Below are 13927 nucleotides of genomic sequence, written 5' to 3' on the forward strand. Positions count from 1 at the left end.
TTTTTTTCCTGTCATAATTCCTCTCGATCACCGGTCTGCACGCATTGGCAGCCGGACCAAGATCCCCGGCGAGCCGGGCCTGCAAACAGCAGCCCATCCGGCATCAGCCCCCTCCCCCAAGATTCTTACCAGCTCCGCCAAGGAGTCATTCCATGCACTTAAACGAACTCAAGGCACTGCACGTGTCTGAAGTCCTGAAGCAGGCCGAAGAACTCGAAATCGAAAATACGGGCCGGATGCGCAAACAGGAATTGATGTTTGCCATCATCAAGAAGCGCGCCAAGGCAGGCGAACAGGTGTTTGCGGATGGCGTGCTGGAAATCCTGCCTGACGGCTTCGGCTTTCTGCGCAGCCCCGACACGAGCTTCACCGCCAGCACCGACGACATCTACATCAGCCCCAGCCAGGTGCGCCGCTTCAACCTGCACACCGGCGACATGATCGAAGGCGAAGTGCGCACGCCCAAGGACGGCGAACGCTACTTTGCCCTCACTAAACTGGACTCGGTCAACGGCGGTCCACCGGAGCAGAACAAGCACAAGGTGATGTTCGAAAACCTGACGCCACTGTTCCCCAAGGAACAGATGCGCCTGGAACGCGACCTCAAAGGTGACGAGAACATCACCGGCCGCATCATCGACATCATCGCCCCCATTGGCCGCGGCCAGCGCGCGCTGATCGTCGCACCGCCCAAGAGCGGCAAGACGGTGATGATGCAGCACATCGCCCACGCCATCACGGCCAACAACCCTGATGTGCACCTGATGGTGCTGCTGGTGGACGAGCGCCCTGAAGAAGTGACCGAAATGCAGCGCACGGTGAAGGGCGACATCATCGCCTCCACCTTCGACGAGCCTGCCGCCCGCCACGTGCATGTGGCCGAAATGGTGATCGAGCGCGCCAAACGCCTGGTCGAACTGAAAAAGGACGTGGTGATCCTGCTGGACTCCATTACCCGCCTGGCCCGCGCCTACAACAACGTCGTGCCCTCCAGCGGCAAGGTGCTGTCCGGCGGTGTGGACGCGGCTGCGCTGCAGCGACCCAAGCGCTTCTTTGGCGCTGCGCGCAAAGTTGAGGAAGGTGGCTCGCTCACCATCATCGCCACGGCGCTGGTCGATACCGGCAGCCGCATGGACGAAGTGATCTTTGAAGAATTCAAGGGCACGGGCAACTGTGAAATCCACCTGAACCGCCGCTTGTACGAAAAGCGCGTGTTCCCCGCCATCGAGCTCAACAAGAGCGGCACGCGCCGCGAAGAACTGCTGCTGGCCCCAGAGATCCTGCAGAAGACCCGCATCCTGCGCCAGTTCATGTACAACATGGACGAGATCGAGTCTATGGAGCTGATGATCAAGAACATGAAGGCCACCAAGACCAATGTGGACTTCTTCGACATGATGCGTCGCGGGGGCTGATTCTCAGCCTGTGCAATAATAGAGGGCTTTTTCTTGCGGAAAGTACATCGGACTGGCCGGTGCGGCTCCCGCAGTTGACTCAAAGGAAGATCATGAAAGAAGGCATTCACCCCAACTACCGCGAAGTTCTGTTCTCGGACCTGTCCAACGGCTTCAAGTTCGTGACCCGTTCGTGCGTGAACACCAAGGAAACCGAAACCTTCGAAGGCAAGGAATATCCTCTGTTCAAGCTGGACACCTCCTCTGAATCGCACCCCTTCTACACCGGCACGCAAAAGTCCGTGGACAACATGGGTGGTCGCGTGGAGCGCTTCCGCAACCGTTTCGGCAAGACCGCAGCGAAGTAATTCGCCCCTGCGTTCCCGCCAAAAAGGCAGCCCGGGCAACCGTGCTGCCTTTTTCTTTGTTTTTGCCTTTATTCTCGGTGGCTCTTCGCCTTGCTGCCCACTGACGCGTGACCCCACCCACCCCCGCCATCGTTACCCAGAATGCCGTGAGCCCGCTTCCGCGCTGGGCACTGCTGTTGTTGTGCATTGCCTATGTGGTGCCGGGCTTTGTCGGGCGTGACCCCTGGAAGAATGCCGATGTCACGGCCTTTGGCTACATGCTGGAGCTGGCCCAGGGCCGCACTCCGTGGCTGAGCCCCTTGCTGGGTGGCATGCCGCCCGAGACAGAAGGCCTGCTGCCCTACTGGCTGGGTGCCTGGGCCATGCAGATTGCGCCCTCCTGGTTGTCAGCCGAAATGGCTGTGCGCATTCCGTTTACAGGGCTGCTGGCCCTCACGCTCGTTGCCACCTGGTACGGCGTGTACTACCTGGCCCGCAGCCCCGGCGCACAGCCGGTGGCGTTTGCGTTTGGTGGCGAAGCGCCTCCACTCGACTATGCCCGCGCTATCGCCGATGGTGCCTTGCTGGCCTTGATTGCGTGCCTGGGACTGGCCCAGCTTTCGCACGAGACCACCAGTTATCTGGTGCAGCTCAGCTGCACGGCGCTGCTCTTCTTTGCCGTGGCCGCAATGCCCCACCGCACTGTTGCGCCAGCCGTGGCCTTGGTGGCGGGCCTGCTCGGGCTGACGCTGGCAGGGGCGCCCGCCCTGGCTGCGATGCTGGGCGTGGGCAGCATGGTGCTGGTGGTGCTGGCCCCCGGCAGCAGCACCGACCGCCGCTGGCATTGGGCACTGGGTCTGCTGGCCGTCACGCTGCTGGCCGCATGGGCTGCCTGGACGCTGGATCTGTGGCGCTGGCGCATTGTGGGCGGCAACACAGGTGGCAAGGAATGGCAGAGCCTGGTGCGGCTGCTCATCTGGTTTGGCTGGCCCGCCTGGCCTTTGGCACTGTGGACCTTGTGGCGCTGGCGCAAGCAGATCGTGAGCCGCCAGGGCCACCGGCACCTGCTGCTGCCGCTGTGGTTCTCGGTGGTGTCCGTTGCCGCCACCCTCAGCACCCAGCCCGCCGACCGGGCCTTGCTGCTGGGTCTGCCCGCCATGGCCGCGCTGGCCGCATTTGCATTGCCGACCCTGCGCCGCAGCGTGGGGGCGCTGATCGACTGGTTCACGCTGCTGTTCTTCACGGTGTCCGCGCTGGCGATCTGGGTGATCTGGATTGCCATGCAGACCGGCGTGCCCGCCAAGCCCGCCGCCAATGTGGCCAAGTTGGCGCCGGGGTTTGTGCCGCAGTTTTCGGCGCTGGCGCTGGTGGTGGCCCTGGCCGCCACAGTGGGCTGGTGTGGCTTGGTCTGGTGGCGCGCCTCCCGCAACCGCGCCCCCATCTGGAAGAGCCTGGTACTGCCCGCTGGCGGCGCAGCCCTGGGCTGGGTGCTGCTGATGACGCTGTGGCTGCCGCTGCTGGACTATGCACGCAGCTACACCCCCCAGGTGCGCAGCGTGTTGGCAGCCATGGGGCCAGAGCCCGGGTGTGTTCAGACCGTGGGGCTGAGCCGCGCCCAGGTGGCCGCACTGCAATACCACGGCCAGCTCTCACTGCAGCGGGCCGGTTTGCAGGACGAGTGCCAGTGGCTGCTGGCAGACATTGCCTCGTGGCCCGCGTCTGAACGCATGGTCAACGCCGCCCAGTGGGAGCCCAAGGCCACCCTGCCCCGCCCTACCGACAAGAACGATCACCTTCTGCTGATGCGCCGCAAGGGTCCGGCGCGCTGATGTCCGAGCGATCCACCATCACCCGGCACGCGCTCACGGTGCTGGCCGGGCAACTGGCTGTCATGGCGTTTGGCGTGACGGACACCATCGTGGCTGGCCGATACAGCGAATCGTCGCTCGCCGCGCTGTCCGTGGGCTCAGCCATTTTCATCAGCGTCTATGTGGCACTGATTGGTGTGTTGCAGGCGCTGCTGCCCGTGTGGGCGGAGCAGCGCGGTGCGCGCGAAACCGAGGGGGTGGGCCGCTCGCTGCGCCAGGCCCTGTACCTGTGCGGTGCGGCCTCGCTGGCGGGCATGGCCATCCTGCTCTCCCCCGGGCCCATCCTGCGCTGGACCGATGTGCCCGCCGCCCTGCAGCACGACGTGGAAAACTACCTGGCCGTGCTGGCACTGGCGCTGCCCCCGGCCCTGCTGTTCCGTATCTACAGCACGCTGAATCAGGCCCTGGGCCGGCCCCAGCTGGTCACCTGGCTGCAGGTGGGCTCGCTGTTCATCAAGCTGCCACTGTCGGTGTGGTTCACGTTTGGTGGTGCGGGCCTGCCCGCGCAGGGCGTGGTGGGCTGTGCCTGGGCCACGCTGGTCGTCAACTGCAGCATGCTGGCTGTGGCCATCTGGCTGCTGCGCACCCAGGACCTCTACGAACCCCTAGGCCTGTGGCGGCGCATGGAGCCACCCCACTGGCCCACCATCGCGGGCTTTGCGCGGTTGGGTATTCCGGCGGGTCTGGCCGTAATGGTCGAGGTGACCTCGTTCACGCTGATGGCACTGTTCATCGCGCGCCAGGGCACCACGGCATCTGCAGCCCACCAGATTGCAGCCAACCTGGCGGCTGTGCTCTACATGGTGCCGCTGTCGCTGGCCATTGCCACCAGTGCACGGGTCAGCTACTGGCTGGGTGCAGGCAACCCCGCGCAGGCCCGCAAGGTTGTTTTTATAGGTTTTAAGCTCTCTGCGCCTTCTGGTATTGCCTTTGCAGCTATTTTATTGATAGCAAAAGATCATATTGGCAGCGTGTACTCTGCCAACGCCAGCGTGGTGGCCATGACCGGGAGCGTGCTGGTGTGGGTGGCCGCCTACCACGCAGCCGATGCGCTGCAGACGTTGTGCGTGTTTGTGCTGCGCTGCTACCGCATCACCCTGGCCCCCCTGGCCGTGTACTGCACCTTGCTCTGGGGCGCGGGTCTGGGTGGGGGCTACTGGCTGGCCTACGCGGGCAGCGGGCCCTGGGCCCAGAGCCCGTCACCCACCCCGTTCTGGGCCGCCAGTGCCATCGCCCTGGCGGGCACAGCCGCGCTGTTTGTGGCCATGCTCTGGCGGGCCATCAGCCCTGCAGGGCAAAACCGCGCAGCCGGTTCGCCGGGAAGGTGACCGAAAACACCGAGCCCTTGCCCAGGGTGCTGGAGATGTCCAGCGTGGCGCCGTGGCGCTGCAGCACATGCTTGACGATGGCCAGGCCCAGGCCCGTGCCGCCTGTCTCGCGCGACCGGCTGCGGTCCACGCGGTAGAACCGCTCCGTCAGGCGCGGAATGTGTTCGGGGGCAATGCCGGGGCCGGTGTCCTGCACTGAAAAAACAGCACCGCCATCTTCCTTGCGCTCCCACACGACCGCAATGGAGCCACCTGCAGGCGTGTAGCGCACGGCATTGTTGACCAGGTTGGACAAGGCGCTTTGCAGCTCGGCAGGCACCCCTGCGATGTCCCCCTCGCTGCGCAAAACCTCGGCCGACGGAAAACGGATCTCGTGCGTGCGCGGCTGGTTCTGCGTGAGCAGTGCCGACAAGGCGCGGCCCTCCTCCTCGCAACGCTGCATCAGCGACTGCACGGGAGTCCATTCGGCCATACCTGGCAGCGGGCTGCCCTCCAGGCGCGACAGCGTGAGCAAGTCCTGCACCACGCTTTGCATGCGCTGGGCCTGCTGCGCCATCATGCCCAGGTAGCGGGCGCGCTCGTCGGCACTCAGCGGCAGGGTCTGCAGGGTTTCGACAAACCCCGTCAGCACGGTGAGCGGTGTGCGGATCTCGTGCGACACATTGGCCACAAAGTCGCGGCGCATGGCATCGGCCTGCTCCAGCGCCGTGACATCGCGCGAAAGCAGCAAGGTGCGCCCATCGCCATAGGGGTGCAGGTGCACCGAGATGCGCACCGGCCGTGAGGGCGTGCTCAGGCGCCCTTCCAGCACCACATCGCTGGAGAAATCTTTGGCCGCAAAGTAGGCCGTGAACTCGGGGTTGCGCAGCAGGTTGCCGATGGACTGCATCACATCGCGCTGGGCATCAAAACCAAACTGGCTCGCCGCCATCTGGTTACACCACTCGATGCGGCCTTGCGCATCGAGCAGCACCACACCGTTGGGCGATGCCTGCAGTGCCGCCAGAATCTCCTGCAGCCGGTCCTGGCTGTCACGGACCAGCGCCTCCTGCTTGCGCAGCAGACGCCGGGCACGGTCCGCCGCCTCGCCCCAGATGCCCCGCATCGCGGGCACATCGGCCAGATCACCGGTGCGCAGCCAGCGCAGCACGCGCACGCCGCGCAGCAGGTCCCAGACAAACCAGGCCCAGCCCGCCAGCGCTGCCCCCAGGGCGGCCCCCCAGGGGCCTGCCTCCCACCAGCCCAGCCCCCCACCTGCAATTTGCCAGACCAGGAAATACGTTATTCGCCACAGCATGCGCTCAGCAAAGCCTTCTCAAAAAGCCAGGGGCGCAACGCGTGCGCCCCATTCGATACCCAAAACACCGGGCCGGTAGGCCCTGCCCTCAAGCCTGGAGTTGCACCTGCGGCTGCGCCGTGAGCCGGTAGCCCGCGCCGCGCACGGTTTCCACCATCACGGAGGCCGCCCCCAGCGCTTCGCGCAGGCGCTTGACATGCACGTCCACCGTTCGCTCCTCGATGAAGACATGGTCGCCCCACACCTTGTCGAGCAGCTGCGAGCGGCTGTGCACCCGTTCGGCATGTTTCATCAAAAAGTGCAGCAGCTTGAATTCGGTCGGGCCCACCTTGAGGGGCTGCGCCTGGAACGACACACGGTAGGTCGCGGCGTCCAGCACCAGCTCGCCAATAGTCACGCTGTCGCTCACCTGCTCGGGTGCGCGGCGGCGCAACACGGCCCGGATACGGGCCAGCAGCTCTTGCGTGGAAAACGGCTTGGTGATGTAGTCGTCAGCGCCCGCATCCAGGCCCGCCACCTTGTCCGGCTCGTCGCCCCGGGCGGTGAGCATGAGGATGGGGATGGGTTTGGTGCGGCTGTCCGCACGCCATTTGCGGGCCAGCGACAGGCCGCTCTGGCCAGGCAGCATCCAGTCGAGCAGGATGACATCCGGCAGCACGGCGTCCAGCTCACGCTGGGCGGAGTCGCCGTCTTCCGCCCAGAAAGGCTGGAAACCGTTGTGGCGCAGATTGACGGCAATCAGCTCGGCAATCGCGGGTTCGTCCTCCACGATGAGGACGCGTGGGAGCTTTCTCATAGGTGTGCCAAAGCCCTTTCTTACAGCACGGCCGACTCGATCTCGTCGAGGGCAGTGTGGCGCACATCCTTGCCCTTGACCAGATAGATGATCAGCTCGGCCACGTTCTTGGAATGGTCTCCGATGCGCTCGATCGCCTTGGCCAGGAACAAGAGGTCCAGGCTGGGCGAGATGGTGCGGGGGTCTTCCATCATGTAGGTGATTAGCTTGCGCACGAAGCCGTCGAACTCCTTGTCGATGAGGTCGTCTTCCTTGAGGATTGCGACGGCGGCCTTCACGTCCAGGCGCGCAAACGCGTCCAGCGTCTTGCGCAGCAGGCCCGATGCCAGCTCGGCCGCGGTGCGCAGGTCGCTAGACGGCAGCGAGCGCGGTGCGCCGCTCTCGATGATGGAGCGCACCATGCGGGCCATCTTGTTGGCCTCGTCGCCCATGCGCTCCAGGTTGGCCGTGGCCTTGGAGAAGGCCAGCAGCAGGCGCAGGTCGCGCGCGGTAGGCTGGCGGCGGGCAATGATGGAAGACAGCTCCTGGTCGATCTCGACCTCCATCGCATTGATGCGGGTCTCCATCGAGGCGACTGTCTCCACCGCCTCCAGGCTGAACTGGGACAGGGCGTAGACCGCCTGGCGGATCTGCGACTCCACGAGGCCGCCCATCTCCATGACGCGGGCGGAGACGCTGTTGAGTTCGCTGTCGAACTGCGAGGAAAGATGTTTATCGGGCATCTCGTTGTCTCCTTAGCCGAAACGGCCGGTGATGTAGTCTTCGGTTTCCTTGCGCTCGGGCTTGAAGAAGATCTGCTCGGTGGCACCGAACTCGATCATCTCCCCGAGGTACATGTAGGCGGTGTAGTCGCTGCAGCGTGCAGCCTGCTGCATGTTGTGGGTCACGATGGCAATGGTGTAGTCGTGCTTGAGCTCGTCGATCAGCTCTTCGATCTTGGCGGTAGACAATGGGTCCAGCGCCGAGGTGGGCTCGTCGAGCAGCAGCACCGAAGGCTTCACGGCCACGCTGCGGGCAATGCACAGGCGCTGCTGCTGGCCGCCGGACAGCGACAGGCCGCTCTGGTGCAGCTTGTCCTTCACCTCGGTCCAGAGCGCGGCCTTGGACAACGCCCATTCCACGCGGTCGTCCATTTCGCTCTTGCTCAGCGACTCGTAGAGCTTCACACCGAAGGCGATGTTGTCGTAGATGGACATGGGGAATGGCGTGGGCTTCTGGAACACCATGCCGATGCGGGCGCGCAGCAGGTTGATGTCCTGCTTGGCGTCCAGGATGTCCTGGCCATAGAAGTTGATGGAGCCCTCGGCACGCTGGCCGGGGTAGAGGCTGTACATGCGGTTGAGCGTGCGCAGCAGCGTGGACTTGCCGCAGCCAGAAGGGCCGATGAAGGCCGTGACCTTGTGCTCGGCGATGTCGAGGCTCACGTTGCGCAGGCCTTGGAACTTGCCGTAGAAAAAACTCAGGTTGCGCAGTTCCAGCGCGTTCTTGCTGGCAGTGGCGGTAGCAGTGGCGTTCATTGTCAAATCCTGAAAATGGAGACTGTCTGGTTGTGTCTGCGTACGTTGGCGGCCCGGTCAGGCACGGCTCTTTTCGCGCAGGAAGACCCGCGCCACGACGTTGAGAATCAGCACCGAGAGTGTGATGAGCAGTGCGCCGCCCCAGGCGAGACGCACCCAGTTTTCATAGGGGCTCAGCGCAAACTGGAAGATCACCACGGGCAGGTTGGCCATGGGCGCATTCATGTTGGTGCTGAAGAACTGGTTGTTGAGCGCCGTGAACAGCAAGGGCGCGGTCTCGCCGCTGATGCGGGCCACAGCCAGCAGCAGACCGGTCATCACGCCGCTGCGGGCCGCGCGCAGGGTGACCATGGTGGACACCTTCCAGCGCGGCGCGCCCAGGGCAAAGGCCGCTTCGCGCAGGCTGCCGGGCACCAGGCGCAGCATGTTCTCGGTGGTGCGCACGACCACGGGCACGGCGATCAGCGACAGCGCCAAGCTGCCGGCCCAGCCGGAGAAGTTGCCCACCGTGGCCACGGCGATCGCATAGACGAACAGCCCCAGCACGATGGACGGCGCCGACAGCATGATGTCGGTCACGAAGCGGGTCAGCTCTGCGGTCTTGCTCTGGCCGCTGTATTCGGCCAGGTACACACCCGCCAGCACGCCGATGGGTGTGGACACCAGCACGGTGAAGCCCACCATCATCAGGCTGCCCACGATGGCGTTGGCCAGGCCACCGCCCTCGGAGCCGGGGGCCGGCGTGGACTGGGTGAACATGTTCCAGTCCAGTGCGGCGAAGCCGTTGGACAGCAGCACGCTCAGGATCCAGAGCAGCACAAACAGACCCAGCACCATGGCGCCCAGCGACAGGGTCAGACCGATGGCGTTGGAGCGCTGGCGCTTCTTGTAGAGTTGTTGATTGAATTCCATGGAGCTTGTCTCGTTGGAGGGTTTCATGGCGGGCTCAGAGGCCCTTGGCCTTCTCGGCGCGCAGCAGCATGATCTTGGCCGCCGACAGCACCACGAAGGTGATCACGAAGAGCAGGAAGCCCAGGGCGAACAGCGTGGACAAATGGAAGTCGGCAGCCTCGCCGAATTCGTTGGCCAGCGTGGAGGCGATGGACGTGCCCGGCGAGAACAGCGAGGTAGGCATGCGATTGGCATTGCCAATCACGAACGTCACCGCCATGGTCTCGCCCAAAGCGCGGCCCAGGCCCAGCATGACGCCACCGATCACGCCCTTTTGCGTATAGGGCAGCACCACGCGGCGCACGACTTCCCACGTCGTGCAGCCCAGCCCGTAGGCCGACTCACGCAGGATGGGCGGCACGATCTCGAACACATCACGCATCACGGCGGCCACAAAAGGCAACACCATGAAGGCCAGCACGATGCCCGCCGCCAGGATGCCAAAGCCGTTGGTGCTGCCACCGAACAGGAAGCCCACCAGCGGCATGGAGCCCAGCAGCTTTTGCACCGGCATCTGGAAGTAGTCTGCAAACAGCGGCGCGAAAACGAACAGGCCGAACATGCCGTAGATGATGGACGGCACCGCCGCCAGCAGTTCCACAGCGGTGCCGAGCGGGCGGCGCAGCCACACTGGGCAGGTTTCGGTCAGGAACAGCGCGATACCGAAGGCAAGCGGCACGGCGATCAGCAGCGCGATGCCTGCGCTGGCCAGGGTGCCCACGATGGCGATGGCTGCACCGAATTCTTCATTGACGATGTCCCACTCCACGCGCCAGATGAACTGGGCGCCAAACTTGTGAAAAGCGGGCCAGGCGTAGATGAAAAGCGAGACGATGATGCCGAGCAACGCAGCCAGCACCAACAGGGACAGACTCTGGGTCAGCCGATGGAAAAATATGTCCTGAAGTCGCTGCCGCTTGGCAATCGACACCATCGACTTAGTGGGGGCGCCCGTCACTTTGACAGACGCGGGTTGTGAACTCATGGTGGTTCCCACGCTCATGTTGACTCCCATCTGGCTTCTGGAGGCCCCACAAACCAGCGCCCATCGGCCAGCCAGGCCGACCGATGGGCGCTATTTTGGAGCAGACTGCTTACTTCTTGATTTGCGACCACACCTTGGAACGGATCTCAGCGGTCAGGCTGTCGGGCAGGGGCACATAGTCCAGTTCTGCGGCCATGCCCTTGCCGTTCTTGAATGCCCAGTCAAAGAACTTCAGCACTTCAGCCGATTGCGCCTTGTCGGCAGGGTCCTTGTACATGAGGATGAAAGAGGCGGTGCTGACCGGCCAGCTGTTGGCACCCTTGGCGTTCACCATCGAGATACCCATGCCAGGCACGCTAAACCAGTCGGCGCTGGCAGCAGCAGCGGCAAACGTGGCGTCATCAGGGCTCACATACTTGCCATCGGCGTTCTGCAGTTGCAGGAACGTCATGTTGTTCTTCTTGACGTAGGCGTATTCAACATATCCAACAGCGCCCTTTACGCGGGTCACGTTGGCGGCCACGCCTTCGTTGCCCTTGCCCCCCACCGAAGAGGCTGCGGGCCACTTCACGGCAGCACCCTTGCCCACGGAATCCGCCCATTCCTTGCTGACAGCGGACAGGTAGTCGGTCCAGTTGAAGGTGGTGCCGGAACCATCTGCGCGGTGGACCACGGTGATGTTCTGGTCAGGCAGGGTCTTGCCGGGGTTCAGCGCGGAGAGCTTGGCGTCATTCCACTTGGAAATCTTGCCGAGGAAGATTTCTGCCAACACCGGGCCCGTTACACGCAGTTCGCCGGGCTTGAAACCGTCCAGATTGATCACAGGCACCGTGCCACCAATGATGGCGGGAAACTGAACCATGCCGTCCTTGTCCAAGTCAGCGCCGGACACTGGAGCGTCCGTGGCACCAAAAACAACGGTCTTGGCACGGATCTGGCGGATGCCGCCGGAAGATCCGATGGACTGATAGTTGAGCCCCGTGCCCGTTTCCTTCTTGTAAGCTTCTGCCCACTTGGCGTACATGGGGAACGGAAAGGTTGCGCCCGCACCGGTGATATCCGCTGCGAAGGCACTGCCGACGGCCAACGAGGCCAAGGCTACAGCAACGGTTTTGAGAAATGCGCGTTTCATTATTCAGTACCTTTTGGCTAGGGTTAACAGGAACAGGCTGAACTCTAGGCGCGCAAGATGACAATTCAGTGACACAAATACCCTTCCTGCGCTCACTGCCATACATGTGAACGCATGCCCCCAAAAGAAGTCACCCATTCGTCACAAACAGGGAACATACTTCTGAGGTTTTACAAGCCCCTCCTCCGACTGGCAGAGGGGTTGCAGCCCCAGCACCGCTGAAAGCTCGCGGTACGATGCCGCACGACGCTTTCACCAGAATCACATGCAGAACGGCACACGCCTCGCCGCGGTAGACCTCGGCTCCAACAGCTTTCGCCTGGAAATCGGGCGCTACGAGTTCGGTCACGTACAACGGGTGGAATACCTCAAGGAGACCGTGCGCCAGGGCAACGGGCTGGACGAAGATCGAAACCTGACACGGGACGCCATGGAGCGCGGCTGGGCCTGTCTGGCACGGTTTGGCGAACGGTTGGCAGGTTTCCCACGCGCCCAGGTTCGGGCAGTGGCCACCCAAACCCTGCGAGAAGCCCGCAACCGCGAAGAATTTCTGTCACGCGGCAGCGAAGTGCTGGGCTACCCCATCGACGTGGTGTCCGGCCCCGAAGAGGCCCGCCTGATCTACCAGGGCGTGGCGCGGCTTCTGCCGCAATCAGATGAAAGGCGGCTGGTCGTTGATATCGGGGGGCGCTCCACCGAGTTCATCCTGGGTCAGCAATTCACCCCACACGCGGTCGCGTCGTTTCGCGTCGGCAGCGTGGCGTGGTCCCAGCGCTACTTTGCCCGCGGCGAATTCACCGCCCAGGCCTTCCTGGCAGCAGAAATTGCGGCCAAAGCGGTGCTGGACGAGGCGCTGACGACCTTCCGCCCCGATACATGGGAGGTCGCCTATGGCTCTTCGGGCACAGCAGGCGCAGTGGGGGATGTCCTTGCAGCCGCAGGCGGCCCAGAAGGCCTCATCACGCGCGATGGCCTGAGCTGGCTCCATGACCGTATCCTGCGTGCACAAAATGCAGACCGCTTGCGCCTGGAAGGGCTCAAAGAAGAGCGGCGCGCGGTCATTGGCGGCGGAATCAGTGTGTTGCGCGCCATTTTTGATTTGCTGGAAATCAACGAAATGCAGGTGGCGCAAGGCGCCTTGCGCCAAGGCGCCCTCTACGACCTGCTGGACCGCGAGCAGCCCCAAACCGATCTTCGCACCACCACCGTGAACGGGCTCATGCAGCGCTTTGGCGTAGACATGGAGCATGCGGAACGGGTGGCACGCACAGCCTGCACGCTGTTTGACCAAGCAGCCCCCCTGGACAGCGAGCGGGCATCGCGCAAACTGGACTGGGCGGCCCGACTGCACGAGATAGGCTGCCTCATTTCGCACAGCGACTCTCACCGCCACGGCGCCTACATCCTTGACAACACCGATGCCGCTGGCTTTGCCGTGCCTGAACTGCACCGGCTCGGCGTGCTGGTGCAAGGGCAACGGGGCAAGGTCCGCAAGCTGGGCGTTGAGCTGGACGACCCTACTTTTGTGCTGCAACTACTGAGCTTGCGGCTTGCCGTAGCCCTGTGCCACGCGCGCCGCGACCCAGACACAGCAGGACTGGCATTGCATCGCGATGGACAACGCTTTCACGTCCGTACGCGGTCCGGCTGGGCCGCCGCCTACCCACAGTCAGCGCACCTTCTGCGCGAGGAAACACAGGCCTGGCAGAAAACGCCGTGGGAGCTGGCCCTTGACCTGCCATGAGCATCAGCAATAAACTATATAAACTGTTTATACCGTTTACTTTTTATTGCCATGACCAACGCTTCCGCCGCGCCCAGCACCCCCGCCTCTTCGACGGCATCCACACCGACACCGGCCGCACCGGCAGCAAAAGCTGCCCAGCCCACCAAAGCCGCCAAACCTGCAGCAACAACGGTATCCAAGCCTGCAAAAAAGATCGCAGCAAAGAAGCCAGCTGCAGCCAAAAAGCCTGCTACGCCCAAGACTGCAGCGCCAGCAACCCCCAAGCCGGCCAAGGATGTCAAAGTCAAGAAACCCAAACTGGTGCGCGACAGCTTCACCATCCCCAAGGATGAGTACGCAGTAATCGAAACGCTCAAGCAGCGTGCAGCCACCTTGGCCCAGCCGGTCAAGAAAAGCGAGTTGCTGCGCGCAGGCCTCAAGGTGCTGACGGACCTGTCTGACAGCGCACTGCGCAGTGCTTTGCAGGCCGTGCCCTCCATCAAGACTGGGCGTCCCAAAGCAGAGGCCGTAGTGGCTCCCACTGCGGCACCGGCAGCAAAGGCCGGCTCGAAATCACGCAAATAAG

At 63.5% G+C, this 13927-nt stretch carries 14 protein-coding genes; 6 read left to right on the top strand and 8 right to left on the bottom strand.

The genetic code is table 11. The features are described from left to right. The first annotated feature begins 152 nt into the window (after nucleotides 1-152). The 4 genes from rho to ACSQ3O_RS16355 all read left to right on the top strand — a co-directional run bounded on the left by rho (nucleotide 153) and on the right by ACSQ3O_RS16355 (nucleotide 4937). A complete protein-coding gene (rho, locus tag ACSQ3O_RS16340; protein WP_137748287.1) occupies nucleotides 153-1415 on the top strand; it encodes a transcription termination factor Rho in 1263 nt (420 codons plus the stop codon). A 92-nt stretch (nucleotides 1416-1507) separates the two neighbouring features. Then, nucleotides 1508-1762 (top strand): type B 50S ribosomal protein L31, encoded by a 255-nt coding sequence (locus tag ACSQ3O_RS16345; RefSeq protein ID WP_056163725.1) that lies wholly within the window; start codon nucleotides 1508-1510, stop codon nucleotides 1760-1762. 107 nt (nucleotides 1763-1869) lie between these two features. Next, entirely contained in the window at nucleotides 1870-3570 is a 1701-nt protein-coding gene (locus ACSQ3O_RS16350) for a hypothetical protein (RefSeq protein ID WP_298453997.1), read from the top strand. Continuing rightward, complete coding sequence (locus tag ACSQ3O_RS16355; RefSeq protein WP_436139680.1) at nucleotides 3570-4937, top strand: MATE family efflux transporter; 1368 nt, start codon at nucleotides 3570-3572, stop codon at nucleotides 4935-4937. The genes ACSQ3O_RS16350 and ACSQ3O_RS16355 overlap by 1 nt, the downstream gene beginning before the upstream one ends. Here the strand turns inward: ACSQ3O_RS16355 and phoR are convergent. From phoR to pstS, 7 genes are all read right to left on the bottom strand, one after another. Continuing rightward, nucleotides 4891-6234 (bottom strand): phosphate regulon sensor histidine kinase PhoR, encoded by a 1344-nt coding sequence (gene phoR, locus ACSQ3O_RS16360; protein WP_137748290.1) that lies wholly within the window; start codon nucleotides 6232-6234, stop codon nucleotides 4891-4893. The two genes, ACSQ3O_RS16355 and phoR, sit on opposite strands and share 47 nt — an antisense overlap. A gap of 88 nt (nucleotides 6235-6322) precedes the next feature. Next, a complete protein-coding gene (gene phoB / locus ACSQ3O_RS16365; protein ID WP_137748291.1) occupies nucleotides 6323-7030 on the bottom strand; it encodes a phosphate regulon transcriptional regulator PhoB in 708 nt (235 codons plus the stop codon). 20 nt (nucleotides 7031-7050) lie between these two features. Continuing rightward, nucleotides 7051-7752: a phosphate signaling complex protein PhoU gene (phoU, locus tag ACSQ3O_RS16370; protein ID WP_055398209.1), complete on the bottom strand. Its 702-nt coding sequence runs from the start codon at nucleotides 7750-7752 to the stop codon at nucleotides 7051-7053. 12 nt (nucleotides 7753-7764) lie between these two features. Beyond that, nucleotides 7765-8547 carry a phosphate ABC transporter ATP-binding protein PstB gene (gene pstB, locus ACSQ3O_RS16375; RefSeq protein WP_137748292.1) on the bottom strand — a complete coding sequence of 261 codons (783 nt, stop codon included), beginning with the start codon at nucleotides 8545-8547 and terminating at the stop codon, nucleotides 7765-7767. A gap of 57 nt (nucleotides 8548-8604) precedes the next feature. Further along, nucleotides 8605-9459 (bottom strand): phosphate ABC transporter permease PstA, encoded by an 855-nt coding sequence (pstA, locus tag ACSQ3O_RS16380; protein ID WP_137748293.1) that lies wholly within the window; start codon nucleotides 9457-9459, stop codon nucleotides 8605-8607. A gap of 34 nt (nucleotides 9460-9493) precedes the next feature. Then, nucleotides 9494-10513 carry a phosphate ABC transporter permease subunit PstC gene (gene pstC / locus ACSQ3O_RS16385; protein WP_137748294.1) on the bottom strand — a complete coding sequence of 340 codons (1020 nt, stop codon included), beginning with the start codon at nucleotides 10511-10513 and terminating at the stop codon, nucleotides 9494-9496. A 79-nt stretch (nucleotides 10514-10592) separates the two neighbouring features. Continuing rightward, a complete protein-coding gene (pstS, locus tag ACSQ3O_RS16390) occupies nucleotides 10593-11615 on the bottom strand; it encodes a phosphate ABC transporter substrate-binding protein PstS (protein ID WP_436139681.1) in 1023 nt (340 codons plus the stop codon). Nucleotides 11616-11880: 265 nt separating this feature from the next. Between pstS and ACSQ3O_RS16395 the strand changes: the two genes are divergently transcribed. Further along, complete coding sequence (locus ACSQ3O_RS16395; protein ID WP_436139682.1) at nucleotides 11881-13359, top strand: Ppx/GppA phosphatase family protein; 1479 nt, start codon at nucleotides 11881-11883, stop codon at nucleotides 13357-13359. A 14-nt stretch (nucleotides 13360-13373) separates the two neighbouring features. Here ACSQ3O_RS16395 and ACSQ3O_RS16400 read toward each other — a convergent pair whose 3' ends face one another. Further along, on the bottom strand, nucleotides 13374-13682 hold the full coding sequence (locus ACSQ3O_RS16400; protein WP_436139683.1) for a hypothetical protein: 309 nt from the start codon (nucleotides 13680-13682) through the stop codon (nucleotides 13374-13376). Between ACSQ3O_RS16400 and ACSQ3O_RS16405 the strand changes: the two genes are divergently transcribed. Continuing rightward, nucleotides 13663-13926, top strand: coding sequence for a hypothetical protein (locus ACSQ3O_RS16405; RefSeq protein WP_436139684.1), 264 nt, complete (start codon nucleotides 13663-13665; stop codon nucleotides 13924-13926). The genes ACSQ3O_RS16400 and ACSQ3O_RS16405 overlap by 20 nt on opposite strands. The last annotated feature ends 1 nt before the right edge of the window (nucleotide 13927 follow it).

It is taken from the genome of Acidovorax sp. LjRoot74 (assembly GCF_964254355.1).
GTDB lineage: Bacteria > Pseudomonadota > Gammaproteobacteria > Burkholderiales > Burkholderiaceae_C > Acidovorax.